Annotated in this window: 14 protein-coding genes; 3 read left to right on the top strand and 11 right to left on the bottom strand. The window is 40.4% G+C overall.

Annotated elements, in window-relative coordinates; translation table 11 throughout:
- Window positions 1-144 precede the first annotated feature (144 nt).
- Window positions 145-3,273: an LPS-assembly protein LptD gene (locus tag FHK89_RS08435; RefSeq protein WP_230656426.1), complete on the bottom strand. Its 3,129-nt coding sequence runs from the start codon at window positions 3,271-3,273 to the stop codon at window positions 145-147.
- A 419-nt stretch (window positions 3,274-3,692) separates the two neighbouring features.
- Between FHK89_RS08435 and FHK89_RS08430 the strand changes: the two genes are divergently transcribed.
- The gene (locus FHK89_RS08430; RefSeq protein WP_230656429.1) at window positions 3,693-4,859 is read left to right on the top strand and encodes an aminoglycoside phosphotransferase family protein; all 1,167 of its coding nucleotides are present in this window, start codon (window positions 3,693-3,695) and stop codon (window positions 4,857-4,859) included.
- 54 nt (window positions 4,860-4,913) lie between these two features.
- Window positions 4,914-5,642 carry an N-acetylmuramate alpha-1-phosphate uridylyltransferase MurU gene (gene murU, locus FHK89_RS08425; RefSeq protein WP_230656432.1) on the top strand — a complete coding sequence of 243 codons (729 nt, stop codon included), beginning with the start codon at window positions 4,914-4,916 and terminating at the stop codon, window positions 5,640-5,642.
- A 21-nt stretch (window positions 5,643-5,663) separates the two neighbouring features.
- Here the strand turns inward: murU and FHK89_RS08420 are convergent, their stop codons facing one another.
- Window positions 5,664-6,344 (bottom strand): metallophosphoesterase family protein, encoded by a 681-nt coding sequence (locus tag FHK89_RS08420; RefSeq protein ID WP_230656436.1) that lies wholly within the window; start codon window positions 6,342-6,344, stop codon window positions 5,664-5,666.
- 142 nt (window positions 6,345-6,486) lie between these two features.
- On the opposite strand from FHK89_RS08420, the gene FHK89_RS08415 reads away from it, so the two are divergent.
- Window positions 6,487-6,732, top strand: coding sequence for a hypothetical protein (locus FHK89_RS08415; protein WP_230656438.1), 246 nt, complete (start codon window positions 6,487-6,489; stop codon window positions 6,730-6,732).
- Window positions 6,733-6,854: 122 nt separating this feature from the next.
- Here the strand turns inward: FHK89_RS08415 and FHK89_RS08410 are convergent, their stop codons facing one another.
- From FHK89_RS08410 to FHK89_RS08370, 9 genes are all read right to left on the bottom strand, one after another.
- Window positions 6,855-7,904 (bottom strand): aldo/keto reductase, encoded by a 1,050-nt coding sequence (locus FHK89_RS08410; protein ID WP_230656441.1) that lies wholly within the window; start codon window positions 7,902-7,904, stop codon window positions 6,855-6,857.
- Window positions 7,905-8,078: 174 nt separating this feature from the next.
- Window positions 8,079-8,990, bottom strand: coding sequence for a YwqG family protein (locus tag FHK89_RS08405; protein WP_230656444.1), 912 nt, complete (start codon window positions 8,988-8,990; stop codon window positions 8,079-8,081).
- Window positions 8,991-9,046: 56 nt separating this feature from the next.
- Window positions 9,047-9,325, bottom strand: coding sequence for a DUF3144 domain-containing protein (locus tag FHK89_RS08400; RefSeq protein ID WP_230656658.1), 279 nt, complete (start codon window positions 9,323-9,325; stop codon window positions 9,047-9,049).
- A gap of 278 nt (window positions 9,326-9,603) precedes the next feature.
- A complete protein-coding gene (gene metK, locus FHK89_RS08395) occupies window positions 9,604-10,770 on the bottom strand; it encodes a methionine adenosyltransferase (RefSeq protein WP_230656447.1) in 1,167 nt (388 codons plus the stop codon).
- 147 nt (window positions 10,771-10,917) lie between these two features.
- Entirely contained in the window at window positions 10,918-11,514 is a 597-nt protein-coding gene (locus FHK89_RS08390; RefSeq protein ID WP_230656450.1) for a DJ-1/PfpI family protein, read from the bottom strand.
- Between the two features lie 221 nt (window positions 11,515-11,735).
- Complete coding sequence (locus FHK89_RS08385; RefSeq protein WP_230656453.1) at window positions 11,736-11,990, bottom strand: Txe/YoeB family addiction module toxin; 255 nt, start codon at window positions 11,988-11,990, stop codon at window positions 11,736-11,738.
- 16 nt (window positions 11,991-12,006) lie between these two features.
- Window positions 12,007-12,267: a type II toxin-antitoxin system Phd/YefM family antitoxin gene (locus FHK89_RS08380; RefSeq protein ID WP_230656457.1), complete on the bottom strand. Its 261-nt coding sequence runs from the start codon at window positions 12,265-12,267 to the stop codon at window positions 12,007-12,009.
- A gap of 72 nt (window positions 12,268-12,339) precedes the next feature.
- Window positions 12,340-13,035: an endonuclease III gene (gene nth, locus FHK89_RS08375; RefSeq protein ID WP_230656458.1), complete on the bottom strand. Its 696-nt coding sequence runs from the start codon at window positions 13,033-13,035 to the stop codon at window positions 12,340-12,342.
- Between the two features lie 98 nt (window positions 13,036-13,133).
- Window positions 13,134-14,090: an RnfABCDGE type electron transport complex subunit B gene (locus FHK89_RS08370; RefSeq protein WP_230656461.1), complete on the bottom strand. Its 957-nt coding sequence runs from the start codon at window positions 14,088-14,090 to the stop codon at window positions 13,134-13,136.
- Between the last annotated feature and the right edge of the window lie 330 nt (window positions 14,091-14,420).

The following is a 14,420-nucleotide window of genomic DNA, read 5'->3' as shown; positions in this document are numbered from 1 at the left end:
TGTTGGTGATGTTTTTAAAGTAAGTCATGGTGATTATCTATGTCCTGTATGTTCTATGTGGCTTTGTATGGATTTGTATGTAAAAGAAGCATGATGTCAATGAATAAATTGAATGAAAAATTTTAACAGATTTTAAGGGTTGTTTTACTGTTTCCAGTAGGCATCAACAGGTTCAAAGCCTGATATTTTCTCTGAGAGTAAGCGAGTTAAACGGCTGTCACTGCTGCTACTACCAAAACCATTAATACGAAATTCAGCCATAATAGCACGAGTAGGGTCACTGTCTAAATTTAGGTTGTTGTAATAGTTGCGTCCATAAATAGCAAAACCATAACAACAATCTTGGTAGTCTATACCAACCAGTGCATCAATCATTTTATTGTTGTGGTTATCATACTGTCCTTGTGCCAATACTCGCCAGTTATTTTTGATTGGAAATATGGTGGAGGCAGTAAAAGCAGATAACGGTTGTTGACGGGTATTATTATCTCCCAGTCGTTTGATGAAACCAACATTGAATAAACTATTTGCTGTGGGCTGATAGCGTAGCTGTGTGGTAACAAAATTAAGTGAGTTATCAGACTTTAATGCCCCATCAAAGTCCAACCACAAATTTTGGTAGGGTTGTGCGCTACTATTCCACACAATACCTGAGTTAGCATTGGTAAATATCGCATCATTTTTTGATAAAGTCACTCTACCATTTTGTAGATAAAACTGTTTGCCAATACTAGCATCAAATCGTGTCACACCCATTGCATCGATGTAACGATAGTTGATTCCTGGTGTCACTGCATTGTAGTCGGGTAGGCGGTCATGACCCAAAAACCAGCTATCAGCAAATAATTGTGAATAATTTAATGAGGCAATACGTGTGTTAAAGTTAGGAACATCATTTTGATCACGATAAGGGGCATATATGTATTTTAATCTAGGGCTAAGTAGCTGATAACCTCCTAGCGAATCATCAAACCAGTGCATGGGTGAGCCTGCTTGATAGAAAATTAGCCCAGCATCAATGCTATATTGTGGTACAAAAACAGATTGGCTTTTATCATCTTTTGCTAAGTTGTTGTCAAGCCTGCTGGTTTCATCATAGGTAGTGTATAAATGTTGCAGACTAACTTTAGGGGTAACATACCCCCATGAGCGTTGTAATGGATAACTGGCACTTAGTTGATTATAGACGCGTAAGCCACTTTTTTCATTCTCTGAGCCATCATCAATGGATTTTTTAAAATAAGCAGAGTCATGTACCCCTGTAATGTTTAGATTTTCGAACCAAGGTAGGCGATAGTTGACAGCTATCTGTGGTAAGCGAGAGTATGGCTTATCTTTATCAAGAACTCTATTGCCGTCTGCATCAATGCTTGCTAAGCTTTGAAAGGTTTCTATTTTAAGTTGTCCTGTTAAATAGTCATTATAGTAGTTTGCTTCGGCACGTCTCGGTAGATTGATGGTATTATCAGATAGACCTAAGTCATCAAAATCATTCAGATAGTTAGGATCAGATACATAGTTATAGATAACATTGGCACTTAAATGTGGCATGGTATCAGATGTCCAATTATGACTATAAAAAAGCCCTTTGCGATCTTTATGGTGATACTGCTTATCATGAGGTAGATAAGATGCCAGTAATTTGCCAGTACCATAATTGTGAGTTAAATAACGCATCTCACCACTTAGCATTGGGTTGCGATTACTAAATAGCTGTGTGGTTACAGTGGCATCATAATTGGGTGCGATATTAATGTAATAGGGAAGGCTAACTTGCACCCCACTTTGAGTATCAATACTGGCTCGTGGTAATAAAAATCCACTGGCACGGCGACTGTCGATAGGAAAGTTAAAGTAAGGCAGATAGAGGATGGGCACATTACCTAGGCGAAAAGTCATATCATAAGCTTCACCACGACCAGTAGACGTATCTAAATCAATTTGCGCTGCTTCTAGCTGCCATTTACGGTCATTAGGCGGGCAGGTGCTAAACATCACTTTATCAAGCTCAATCGTTGTATCGTTGGGTCTATTAAGCTGCTGTGCATAACCATGGGCTTGCATGGGGATGCTGGCAAAAGCAACCTCTTTAGCAGTTGCTTGTCCATTTGCATTGTATGCCAACTCATTTGCCACCCCGATGAGCCCTATACCAGCAGCTAGGGGCTGGCTGGTGGATGAATTTGGTATATCTGTTGTAGATGTGGATGCGTTACTAGCGGTGGCAGCATTGGTAAATAATATATTACCTTTAGCACCACCTATGCCTTGGTTGAGGTTAATAACCAATTGATCTGACTGAATAAATTGTCCTGCTTGAACAACTTGTACATCTCCTACTAGCTCTAAATAAGATAAACTATCGTAATAGGCATAGTCTGCTTGTGCAAACATTGGTAATGCGTTGTTAGATTGCTTGGCATCAGTTGGATTCAAATAGGCTTGTTGCTGAAGTACACGTTGGTAATCTGAAGGTAATACAGGGTTGACCCAAGTACCATAACAACGAGCAGGAGCGTTTTGCTGTAATCGGTAATAAATGCTGGGTGCAATGACAGGTGCGATGCTGGTGGCTACGGTTGGCTTGGTCTGCTGAGTCGTAGTATTTGTATCAGTCAAAGGCGACTGAGATTGTGATAGATTGGACTCTGAGGCATGATTAGGCTTATATTGATAAAATTGTGCTAAGCGTTCTAGACTGCGAGCTGCTTCGTCAGTTTCTAGACTGTCTGTAACCTTATTTGCTAAATACTGTGGTAAGTTTTGAGTCAAGGCGGTGTTATTGATATTGGTAGGAGGTGTCTTATCAGTTATAACAGCCTGTGTATCAGTATTGGTAGCATCAGTAGTTTGTTGTTTTTGGTTATTGGTAGTAGACTCATCAGCAGACAAAACTGCGGGTAGAGGTTCAGGTAACAGTTCGTCTTGCTGCGACTGCTTCAAATGAGAATCAATACTAAGATTTGCTTCGTCTATGTCTGGACGAAGTTTATTGTTGCTGTTTATCTTGGGATTAGACTCTATCGCAATACTGTTAAGAGTATCGTTATTAAGTGTATTGGTCTCATCTATTATGACATCATTGGTGATGAGGACATTTTTTGTGGCATTAAAGAGATGCTGATCTGCTGTTAAGGCATCAGAATCGACAGAAGTTTTTGCATTCTGCTGTACTTGGGCATGCGACTGTGAGGTGATCAATAATGATACTGGTAACCCTGTGGCAGCAATAAGTACCAAACGAATACTGTAATAAAGCGGAGAGTAAAGCAAACGTACCTCTATCTTTGATGAGTCTTAATGTAAAACCAATGTGAATACAAGACAACTATATATTTATGGTTTGCCTAATATCAAACCATCATGGTATTAGCCATGTCCGATATATTACATATACTATCTATACTTATCTTGATTAACAATTATTATCATTAGTATGCTGACATCAGTTAAATATGAGAAATGTGTAGATCCATAAGGTCATATCATAGTCAAAAAAAGGCAAATGGGCTACACTATGGCAGCATTTTACTACAAAACTTATTGTATGGGCTGATTTTAGCACAGTAGATATTTTGTACTTTTATCCCTTGTGGCTGACTTGAAAATAATTATTGCAATCAAGTCTGATATTAAAATCAGCCACTGACTTCTCTTTTGTTTTTTTTAATGGTGAATATTTAGGGTTTTTTATGACTCAACAAAAAAGCGACCAAGCTTTAGCAACAACAGCATTAACAGCGGAAAACAGGCTGCGTATGCAGCAGTTGACAGATTGGCTTAATGACGTATTTTCTGGACAAGAATATCACTTAACTTCCTTACCAGGTGATGCCAGTTTCCGTCGTTATCATCGTATTGCATTGACACAGATGGATGATACAAGTGAAGCAGTGACGCAGTCGGAATCAACCGTACGTTATATTATTATGGATGCACCACCACAAAAAGAGTCCATCACTGAGTTTGTCGCAGTTGATGAGCTACTAGCAGCCGTAGTTAATGTACCGACGATCATTGCTAAAGATATGCAGCAGGGGTTTTTGGTGCTACAAGATTTTGGTACGACAGAATTTGCGCATTTATTACAACAGTTACCCGAAGATGGCCAAAAAGCACAACGGGTCAATGATTACTATCAATGGGCGATGCGAACGCTTATTGAGTTGCAAGGGTTAGATATTAATCAGGCTCGTCAGCAAGCCAACCTGCCTGATTATGATGTGAACAAGCTCAATGATGAGATGGCGTTATTTAGCGATTGGTTTTTGCCTTATTTTGATATCAGTATGAGTACGTCTGCACAGCAAGTATGGCAGCAGTTAACCCAATGGCTGACAAAGCAAATAACCTCGCAGCCACAAGTGGTGGTGCATCGTGATTATCATAGTCGTAACTTAATGCTCGATAGACAAAATGTTGACAAGCTGGGGGTGATTGACTTTCAAGATGCAGTAATAGGGGCTTATAGTTATGATTTGCTGTCATTATTACGTGATGCGTATGTCAATTGGGATGAGCAAACCATTAAAGATTGGGTCAGTGATTTTTGGCAGTATCAACAGTCTTCAGGCTTAAAAACCGCAGCAACGGCTGATGAGTTTTATCAAGATATGAACATAGTAGGGGTGCAGCGTCATTTAAAAATTTTGGGTATTTTTATTCGTCTAGCAAAACGTGATGGCAAGCTAAGATATCTGGCAGATATTGCAAAGGTGATGCAGGATTTACGTTTTGAGCTGGCGTGGCTTAGTCAACAGGGCGATGTAGAGGCTCAGGAGGCGGTGGCAGCATTTACTCAGTGGTTTGAAGCTGAGGTTGTACCTGTGTATGAGCAAAAGCAGCATTTGCTAGGATAGATATCCTCACTTGATAAGCGGTATTATTAAATTGTATTGATTAAGGATTCGACTATGCCTATCTCACAAGCGATGATTTTGGCAGCAGGCAAAGGTACACGTTTGCAGCCCATTACCAATGAAATTCCTAAGCCTTTGGTGAAAGTGGGTGGACAGCCATTAATTGTTTGGCACATTAAAGCGTTAAAAGCGGCTGGCATCACTGATATCACTATCAATACTGCTTGGTTATCAGATAAGTTGATGCAAGCCATTGGTGATGGGGACGATTATGGGGTTAATATCCATTGGTCAGTAGAAGAAGAGCCACTAGAGACAGCAGGGGGAATTTTTTATGCGCTACAGACAAACAAGCTCAAAGATGAACCATTTATTTTAGTCAATGGTGATATATGGACAACGTATGATTTTGCCCAGTTGGTTGATTATGAGATGAGTGCCGACCAGTTAGCTCATTTGTTAATGATTGATAATCCTAGTCATAATGGGCAAGGTGACTTTGCTATTCAAAATGGGCTGGCAAGTGAGCAAGCAATTGCAGATGCTGAAAAATATACTTTTTCAGGTATCAGTGTGATGTCTCCTAAGTTGGTTGCAGAGCAAGTGGTGGGTCAAGCTGCGCCGCTTGCACCGCTACTTAAAAAAGCGATGCCAAAGTTTCAAATCACTGCTGAGCTGATACAAGATAACTGGATAGATGTGGGTACACCTGAGCGTTTACAGCAAATTAATGATTATATTGCTGATAAGGGTGCTGAGGCGCATCAAGGTCGCCCCAATTAATCAATCTATTGCGGAAAAATATCAGAACAAGTTAAGCAGTGTTTTAAGACATCTGCCATCTGATTGTGCTTGCCAAGCTGTCAAAGTCTCTACTTCCAATGCAGTTAATACGCCACAACCATAAGCAAAGGTATCAATACAAATGATGCCCTCTTGCTGCTTGACTTGTCCATTTCGTTGCTCACTATGACCACAAATAATGGTTTTACCAGAAATGTGTCTACCGTCAGCTTTTCTAAGTTTGCGCCAACGCAGACCTTCATCTCCTTGGGTATCCATACTAATATCAGCTTTTGGTGTGGCATGACAAAAGATAAAATCTACCGTTTCATAGTAATTACGCAGAGACTCAAGCCAGCATTTATATTTAAAAGGAATATGTTTTATCTGCTCAAGACTTGGCTGTAAACCAAATGATTGCATTGCCTCAGCCCCACCATAACGCAGCCAAAACTTAGCCGTTTCTGTATCACTCATACTACCAAGCATCATCTCTTCATGATTGCCTTTAATCACAATAACATGACATTGTTTTTCAAGCATCATCACACAGTCCAAAACACCTTTGCTGTCTTCTCCTCTATCCACCATATCACCCAAAAATATCAAGGTATCGTCTTGTGTAGGCTGAATATGGGCTAACAATGTCTTTAATAGGCTCAGGCAACCATGAATATCACCAATAGCAAAGGTGCGCGGCATAAATATTCCTTGTCAATTCTATTTTTACCCAGTTATGAGGTGCAAATAACGATGCTCAAATAACGATATTCAAATAACTATGATACACTATTTTTGATGGGTTATATTGTGGGGTAGGGATTATGACAAATGGAAGATACTGATGATGTTATCATCAACCAACAAAGCAAACAAAGCAAAAAATATATTTCAAAAACCATATATTAAAATTGCTATTGTTGTGATATCAATTGGCTTTATTAATGAATGTAGTTCTGATTTAGATGACATACATGATGTGCAGTTTTCTAATGATTTATGGCCAGAAAGTATTGCCCCGACGCAAGAAAGTTGCCGAGAGTATTATGGCGAAAAAAAAGGTGAAGAAGAAATTTGCACTCGATATTAACCAGCCTTGTTTGTATGAGGTTGGTATAAGTTTAAATAACAAAACCCCCACGCCAATCATGGTTTGGAGGGTTAACTGTGTTTAGGCAAAAAGCCATCATTGAAGATGGTAAATACAGGTTTCTAGAGTTGTAACGGTTTAATATCAGTTTCAGCCTGTTGCATAATCAAGCCTTGTTGTTTTAATTGTTGCCAAAACTCTTGGGGAATAGCAACTTGTAATGAGGCGATATTTTGTTGAACCTGCTCGGCTGAACTGGCACCGACCACAATGGAAGTGACTGCCTCAGGAGCTGTAGCAAACTGCAATGCTGCTGTACGCAAATCGACATTAAAGTCATCAGCAATTTTTTGCAGTTTATTACGTTTGGCAACCAGCTCTGGGGTGACGTTGTTAGGCTGATACGCATAACGGTTTTTACCTGCTAAAAATCCAGACTCTAAAACCCCGCCCAAGACAATTTGCATGTTGCGTTTTTTGGCTTCGGGGAAGAGGCGATTAATTGAATCGGCTTGTTTAATCAGCGAGTATTGCTGTGCTGATAAGCTAATGTCAGGGTCCGATACTTGCATGGCACGAATGATGGGTTCAACCTCATTAACACCGATACCCCAACCTTTGATAATGCCTTCTTCACGCATACGAATTAGCTCAGGAAATGCCCCTTTTTCACATTCCTTAAAGCGTACTTCCCAATCAATATCGCTGTTTCTTGAATCAATATCATGGACAAAAACGTAGTCTAAATGGGACAGCCCCATACGGTTTAGGCTGTCTTCGATAGAGCGTCTGACCCCTGAGGCACTATAATCATAGTGATAATTTTGGTAGGTTTTGCCCTTCCAAAAGGTATCATCAGGATAGCTGTAGGCAGGGTCACCCCAAAATAGCCGACCAATTTTACTAGACAATACATAGTCATCACGATTTTGCGTAAATAAAAATCGACCCAAACGGCGTTCGCTTAAACCATTACCATAGCGAGGCGAGGTGTCATAATAACGTATCCCTAAATCCCATGCTTGCTGTAAAGCGTTATGTATCTGTTCATCAGAATTTTCATTCATGCCACTACCAACGGCAACACAGCCCAAACCAAAAGCATGGGTTAGTTTGCTGTCAGGATTGGGTGCAAAGGCAGGTTTGGGATTGCGTGTTTTATGTTCATTCATAGTATGACCTTAATTAGATTTAGATAGTGCTGATTGGTTTAATGAGTGGCAATACAGCGATATCATATCGTGTTTGTCTTATATTTATCAGCTAACCCCTATTATCTAATTTTTATGCCATAATTAATGTAAGTGTTTGAAATAAAAAGTAATATGAATGTTTTAATGGTTTGGCTAATAACAATCCCAATTATAAACCAAGCGACTAAAGTTTTTGTTTTTCAACTCATTAGGTGTGATAAAGAAATTGGCAATGCCAGAATCTCCCCACATTAAATTAGCTTTATCATCTGTATCTATTTGTAAGAGTAAAATATGATTTGCTAAAGAGGCATTATTGTATCGAAGGTCACATTGGGTAAAAAAAGGATATCCTAATAACTGGTGACCTTGACAGTTGGCAAGGTCACCATAATCAATAACAGTATCGTAAGGGTCTGCTATGTCTAAATTATTATTTTTAGCATACTCTTCAATATAATCCTCTATATCTTTATCAGCAATATCTGGAATAATCTTTGTTTTTAATTTTTCATATTCATAACAATCTATATTACAAGATTGCACCGCTAGCTTAAATGTAATAGCAAGCTCATCTGGCTCATCTATATGGTTAAATGGTAGATAATAATCACCATTATCATTGGCTAACTTCTCAAGGTCAGCTTTTGCTTGCTCCAAAGCCGTTTGATTCACTGGTAGTGTTATATCTTGCCAAAAGCGTACTTGATATTTTTCACTGGGGAATGGATTATCAAAATCTGCGCCATATAAATCATCTTCACCATCAATATAAATCTGCAAAATTCCTGATTCAGGCAAAGGCTGTGGCAGTTGTGATAAATCTACCGCACCAGCTACCTCAGCAAAATTAATTTGTACCAATAAAGCCAATGGCGTGCCATTAGCTTTACTTGGATAAGTTTCATTTTCTGGTAGATAACCAAACCCACCGATTTTACTAGCGGTTAGAGCAAGCTCTTTATCTGCTTTTTGTAAGCTTATAGACACTACGTTTACCTTACTTTGCTCAAGTAGGGCTTGTATGGGGGCAGGTAGGCTTATCAGATTTTCTTGGTTGCTCATAATAACTTCCTTGTTTTGAAGATGAGTAAGGTTGCTAATATATTGTATTTATCTGCCTACTTATCTAATTGCACGTATTTATCAAAGTTTTGGGCATAATCTTCTAAGTTATCGCTCAGCATTTGGCGATATTGTTTGGCATAAAATTCGATAATTTCTTCTTTTTCTTTGCGCAAATCATCACCTTTGACAAAGCCAATAGAGGCAACCGAAGCACTATAACGGGCAGCAGCATAAAGCAGTGATGCACCGACTTGACCAGAGTGTGACTCGGGACTTAGTTGGCTATTTGCCAGCTCAATGATGGCATCGGCACGTTGATAAAAGGCTTGCATTTCTGGAGTGATTTCAACGGTGGTTTGGTCAGTATTTTGGGGATTATTTTGGGTGTCATCTTGAGGGTTTTGGCTGTTTGTATTTTGTTGGCTCATGGCTTTATCCTTTTGCTGAATGATTGATGGGGGTAAATTTAGACATAAAAAAACTGGATAGATTTTATCATATCCAGTTTTGGTAGTGTTCTAAAAAGTATGCTGTCTCCCTTCCCCAAAGTTGGAGGGTACTGTTCCCCCTCATACTGGGAGGGGGCTAGGAGGAGGGGAAAAATAACAGGCTAAATACCTGCATCAGCTCTTAATAACTCGGCTCTATCGGTTTTTTCCCAAGTAAAGGCAGTATCACTACCTTGACGACCAAAGTGCCCATAAGTAGCCGTTTGTTGGTACATAGGCTGCAATAAGTTAAGCATACGAGTGATGCCATAAGGACGCAGGTCAAAATGCTGGCGAATCAGCTCAATGATGGCATCGGTACTGATTTTTCCTGTGCCAAACGTATTGACTGAAATAGAGGTGGGCTGAGCCACACCAATGGCGTAGCTTACTTGTACTTCACAACGGTCGGCAAGCCCTGCTGCGACGATGTTTTTGGCAACATAGCGTCCTGCATAAGCGGCACTGCGGTCAACTTTTGAGGGGTCTTTGCCACTAAATGCACCGCCACCATGACGTGCCATACCGCCATAGGTATCAACGATAATTTTGCGACCTGTTAAACCTGCATCACCAACAGGACCACCGATGACAAACTTACCAGTAGGATTGATGTGATAGCGAGTATCGGCATGTAATAGATGCGCAGGGATAACCTGTTTGATAATCTCTTCCATCACCGCTTCTTGCAAGTCTTTTTGTGAAATACTGGGGTCGTGTTGGGTAGATAAAACCACGGCATCAATGGCGGTTGGTTTATCACCATCATATTTTAGTGTCACTTGGGCTTTGGCATCAGGGCGTAACCAAGGTAGATGTCCTGAGCGGCGCAGCTCAGATTGACGCTCCATCAAGCGATGCGCAAATTCAATTGGAGCAGGCATCAGCACTTCAGTTTCATTGCTGGCATAGCCAAACATTAAACCTTGGTCGCCAGCACCTTGGTCTTCTGGATTACTACGGTCAACCCCTTGGGCAATTTCGGGCGATTGCTTACCAATCATGTTAATTACCGCACAGGTTTCGCCATCAAATCCTAAGTCTGAATGCTGATAGCCAATGCCTTTAACCGTATCACGCACGATACGCTCAATATCAATATTGGCGGTGGTGGAGATTTCTCCTGCCAGCACCACAGCCCCTGTTTTTACTAAGGTTTCACAGGCGACACGGGCATGCAAGTCTTCACGCAAAATGGCATCGAGTAGGGCGTCGGAGATTTGGTCAGCCATTTTGTCAGGATGACCTTCGCTAACAGATTCGGAGGTAAACAGTTGGTAATCACGCATAAGGTAAGTCGCTTAATTGGTTAATTTTAATGGTTATTTTAATACGAGCGGGATATAAGAAAGTCATCAACCATCGTAATATTTTATAAGAAAAACTGCCCTATTTTACTCTGAATTGTCAAAAAACGCTAATGAAAGTCATTCATATCATAATCGGCAAAACTCATCTTGAGTACTGACTTTATGCCAGCGATATTCAATGTCATGGGCAATTTGCCGAGCAACCTCAATGCCATGTCTATCAGCAATAAATCCCAGTGCCATATCCATACCTGCGCTGACCCCCGATGAGGTATAAAATTTGCCATCAACCACCCAGCGAGCTTGAGCAACCCAGTTTACTTGCGATGATTGGCTGATGACCCATTGCCAAGCGCGTTTGTTTGAGGTGGCTTGTATATCATCTAATAGCCCTGCTTTTGCCAACAACGCACTGCCAGTACAGACACTCAGTATCCAATCAGCAGAGGTAGCAAGATGGGTTAGGGCTTGTAAAAACTGTTTATCATTCACCAGTTGTCGTGTGCCTTGACCACCAATAACCAATAAAATATCGGTTGCACATTCTAATTGTTCAATGGTTGTGGTGGTTAAGGTAACGTTATGTTGGTTATGAATGATACCACCTGAGAGTGAGGCAAATTGGATACGATAATGCTCAGGCAAACTACCGAACATCTCAATGACCCCATATAAATCGAGGGTTTCAAAATTATCAAAAACTAAAGCGGTGAGGGTTTGCATAGAGAATTTTATCCATAAAATTAAAGCTAATGTCTAATGCTAACTAAGAACCTGTATTCACAACCCACAAAGGTGGCTTTTTGCCTAAAATAGACGTACTACGGCGTTAAATTTTGGGTTAAATAGAATGACTATTCGCCCCAAAATTTGCCTTGTATTACGCAATTTTAGTCTAAAAATCCCCTGATTTTGGATTATGAATACAGGTTCTAAGACAGATTTTAATAATGAAAGCGACATTGCACAATAATAATGTGTTCTTCTTGGACCTCATAAACTAAGCGGTGTTCTTGGTCAATACGTCTTGACCAGTAACCCGCCAACTCATGCTTTAAAGGCTCTGGCTTACCAATCCCTTCAAATGGTGTGCGTTTGATGGCTGTAATTAAGGTATTAATGCGTTTTAAATTTGCTTTGCTGTGTTTTTGCCAATATAAATAATCTTCCCACGCATCATCTGTCCATGATAGTAGCATTTGTTAGACCTCAGTATTAGTCTTCAAGCTCAATTAATTCTCTAGAGGTTACTTTGGCTGACTTTGCATCACTAATGGAACGTCTTAAGCGCTTGGCGTTATTGGGATTGCTCAATAGATAAGCTGTTTCTTGATAAGCATTAAAATCTTGGAGGCTAATTAATACCATAGGTTCAGCATTTTGCCGAGTAATTATTAATGGATTACGGTCAGCCACCACTTTGTCAAAAGAGTGGGATAAGTTTTTGCGTAATTCGGTGTAGCTAATAACGTCCATCGTACTCCCCATTGATAACGAATTTAGTACTTATTATTGTACATTATTGGTGATATTTACAGTATTTTTTTTCTAAACCTCCACAAACTCTGCCTTATCCTTAAACATACATTCTTCATACACAGGACACGCCCCACATTTTGGTGTGCGAGCTTGGCACGTATAACGCCCATGTAATATCAAATAATGGTGAGCATCAAGGATAAATTCTTTTGGAATACGTTCAAGCAACTTTTTTTCTACCGCCAATACCGTTTTGCCTGTTGCCAACCCTGTGCGATTACTCACCCGAAAAATATGCGTATCCACCGCCATTGTCGGTTGCCCAAAGGCGGTATTGAGTACCACATTGGCGGTTTTACGTCCGACCCCTGCCAATGCCTCAAGCTCTTTGCGAGTTTCGGGTACTTGGCTGTTATGCTTATCAATTAACATCTGACAAGTTTTGATGATATTTTTACCTTTGGCGTTATATAGCCCGATGGTTTTGATATATTCTTTTAAGCCGTCTTCACCCAATGCCAAAATACTCTCTGGGGTATTGGCAACAGGGAATAGTTTGCGAGTGGCAATATTGACACTAACGTCAGTGGCTTGAGCAGAGAGTATTACTGCAATCAACAGCTCAAAAGTGCTGTTATATTCCAGTTCGGTGACAGGCTCGTCAATGGTATCTGCCAGCTTTTGAAAAAAAGGACGTACTTTGGCGTTTGCCATACGTCTTGATGGTGGGGTATCGGCGGTCTTGTGTTTAACGGCTTTACTCATAAGGATTGATTCATACAGTTGAGTTGGCTAATTAAAGAGGGGTAATGGGTAGGGGTAGGAATAGTTTATCTAAAATTATCTGACGGTCTTACTTTTACCTATCCCATTTCCCACATTGGTATGGAAGATTTTTCCACTTGTGCTAGCTGTGCTTGCAGTTGCTCAAGTTCGGCTTGTTTTTTGGGATTGGCTCGCACCGATAGCTGTTTTTGTAGCTTTTTGATTTTGGTGCGTAGTTTGGCTTGCTCGATGGTGTTTTTGGCTTGAGCCTCATCAATATCAATGCTTTGGTTAGTGGCGTTGTTAAGTTTGGCTTGTACCATACTAACCACAGGTTTAGTGTTGGCTTTGTCCTGCATTTGTTTGGCAACTCGATTTAGGTGAGTATGGTAACGACCGCGCAAATGGCTTTGTTCGGCTTGGCGTTGTGCCTCACTTGGTACGCGCTCAATCTCTACTAAGTCAATGCAGTCAACAGGGCAGGGGGGTAGGCACAGCTCACAGCCAGTACATAGGTCAGTAAAAATGGTGTGCATGTGTTTGCCTGTACCGACAATGGCATCGACAGGGCAAGCAGGGATACATTTGGTACAGCCAATACAGTCATCTTCACGAATGATGGCTCGTACTTCGGTGGGACGTTGGGTATCTGGATTGGTCTGCCATTTAGAAGCAACGGCTTCAAGGTAAGAACGTCCTAATATATCGGCGATATGGTCACTAACAGGTTGCCCACCCGGGACGCATTTATTATGTGCTTCATTTTGCATGACAATGGCGGTGGCATAAGGCAGACAGCCATCAGGGTGGTCGCATAGTCCACATTGGGTTTGTGGTAGGCAAGCATCTATTTGGGCGATAAGTTGCTGTTTGTCTAAAGGGGCTTGCGATAATTGTAATTCATCAAACAAAATAGGCAGATTTTGCAGACGAATTAAGCCTAGCGAGTGTTGCTCACGATACTTACTGTCAGCACCTTGTGTATTATTTGCGGTGCTTGTATGTGTAGGTAGGTTTAGGGTTGTGATGGTGTCTGTATCTGTGTTATTGGGCATAACATAACTTTATATGATTTGGGTTCTGGCGTAGCGAGCTTAGAGTAAGGTGCATGGCTAGAAATCGGATATTCTAACAGGATTTAGTAAAAAAATCCGCCTGAATTGATGTGTCAAAATTACCTATAGTCAATTTCACCACAAGGCAACCAAGTGAAGATAGTACAAGTAGTACATCGAGTGAGGTTAACACCGTGTTGAATTTATATTAGTTATAATATATTTACTATTTAATTATATTTACTAAAAACCAAGACTTTCTTTAGAAAGCATTGGGCTACTTGAGTATGTAACTTTTTTGTTATATAGGCTACTTAAGATTTATAAAAA

The sequence above is a fragment of the Psychrobacter sp. I-STPA10 genome, from assembly GCF_021012795.1.
Taxonomy (GTDB): domain Bacteria; phylum Pseudomonadota; class Gammaproteobacteria; order Pseudomonadales; family Moraxellaceae; genus Psychrobacter.
The sequence above is the reverse complement of the archived record's forward strand: the minus strand, read 5'-3'. Positions and strand labels throughout refer to the sequence as shown.

Coding starts and splice junctions, on each gene's coding strand:
- FHK89_RS08370 (WP_230656461.1), bottom strand. CDS start 14,090: ATGCCCAATAACACAGATACAGACACCATCACAACCCTAAACCTACCT.
- metK (WP_230656447.1), bottom strand. CDS start 10,770: ATGCGTGATTACCAACTGTTTACCTCCGAATCTGTTAGCGAAGGTCAT.
- murU (WP_230656432.1), top strand. CDS start 4,914: ATGCCTATCTCACAAGCGATGATTTTGGCAGCAGGCAAAGGTACACGT.
- FHK89_RS08430 (WP_230656429.1), top strand. CDS start 3,693: ATGACTCAACAAAAAAGCGACCAAGCTTTAGCAACAACAGCATTAACA.
- FHK89_RS08380 (WP_230656457.1), bottom strand. CDS start 12,267: ATGGACGTTATTAGCTACACCGAATTACGCAAAAACTTATCCCACTCT.
- FHK89_RS08420 (WP_230656436.1), bottom strand. CDS start 6,344: ATGCCGCGCACCTTTGCTATTGGTGATATTCATGGTTGCCTGAGCCTA.
- FHK89_RS08385 (WP_230656453.1), bottom strand. CDS start 11,990: ATGCTACTATCATGGACAGATGATGCGTGGGAAGATTATTTATATTGG.
- FHK89_RS08390 (WP_230656450.1), bottom strand. CDS start 11,514: ATGCAAACCCTCACCGCTTTAGTTTTTGATAATTTTGAAACCCTCGAT.
- FHK89_RS08415 (WP_230656438.1), top strand. CDS start 6,487: ATGATGTTATCATCAACCAACAAAGCAAACAAAGCAAAAAATATATTT.
- FHK89_RS08410 (WP_230656441.1), bottom strand. CDS start 7,904: ATGAATGAACATAAAACACGCAATCCCAAACCTGCCTTTGCACCCAAT.
- nth (WP_230656458.1), bottom strand. CDS start 13,035: ATGAGTAAAGCCGTTAAACACAAGACCGCCGATACCCCACCATCAAGA.
- FHK89_RS08405 (WP_230656444.1), bottom strand. CDS start 8,990: ATGAGCAACCAAGAAAATCTGATAAGCCTACCTGCCCCCATACAAGCC.
- FHK89_RS08400 (WP_230656658.1), bottom strand. CDS start 9,325: ATGCAAGCCTTTTATCAACGTGCCGATGCCATCATTGAGCTGGCAAAT.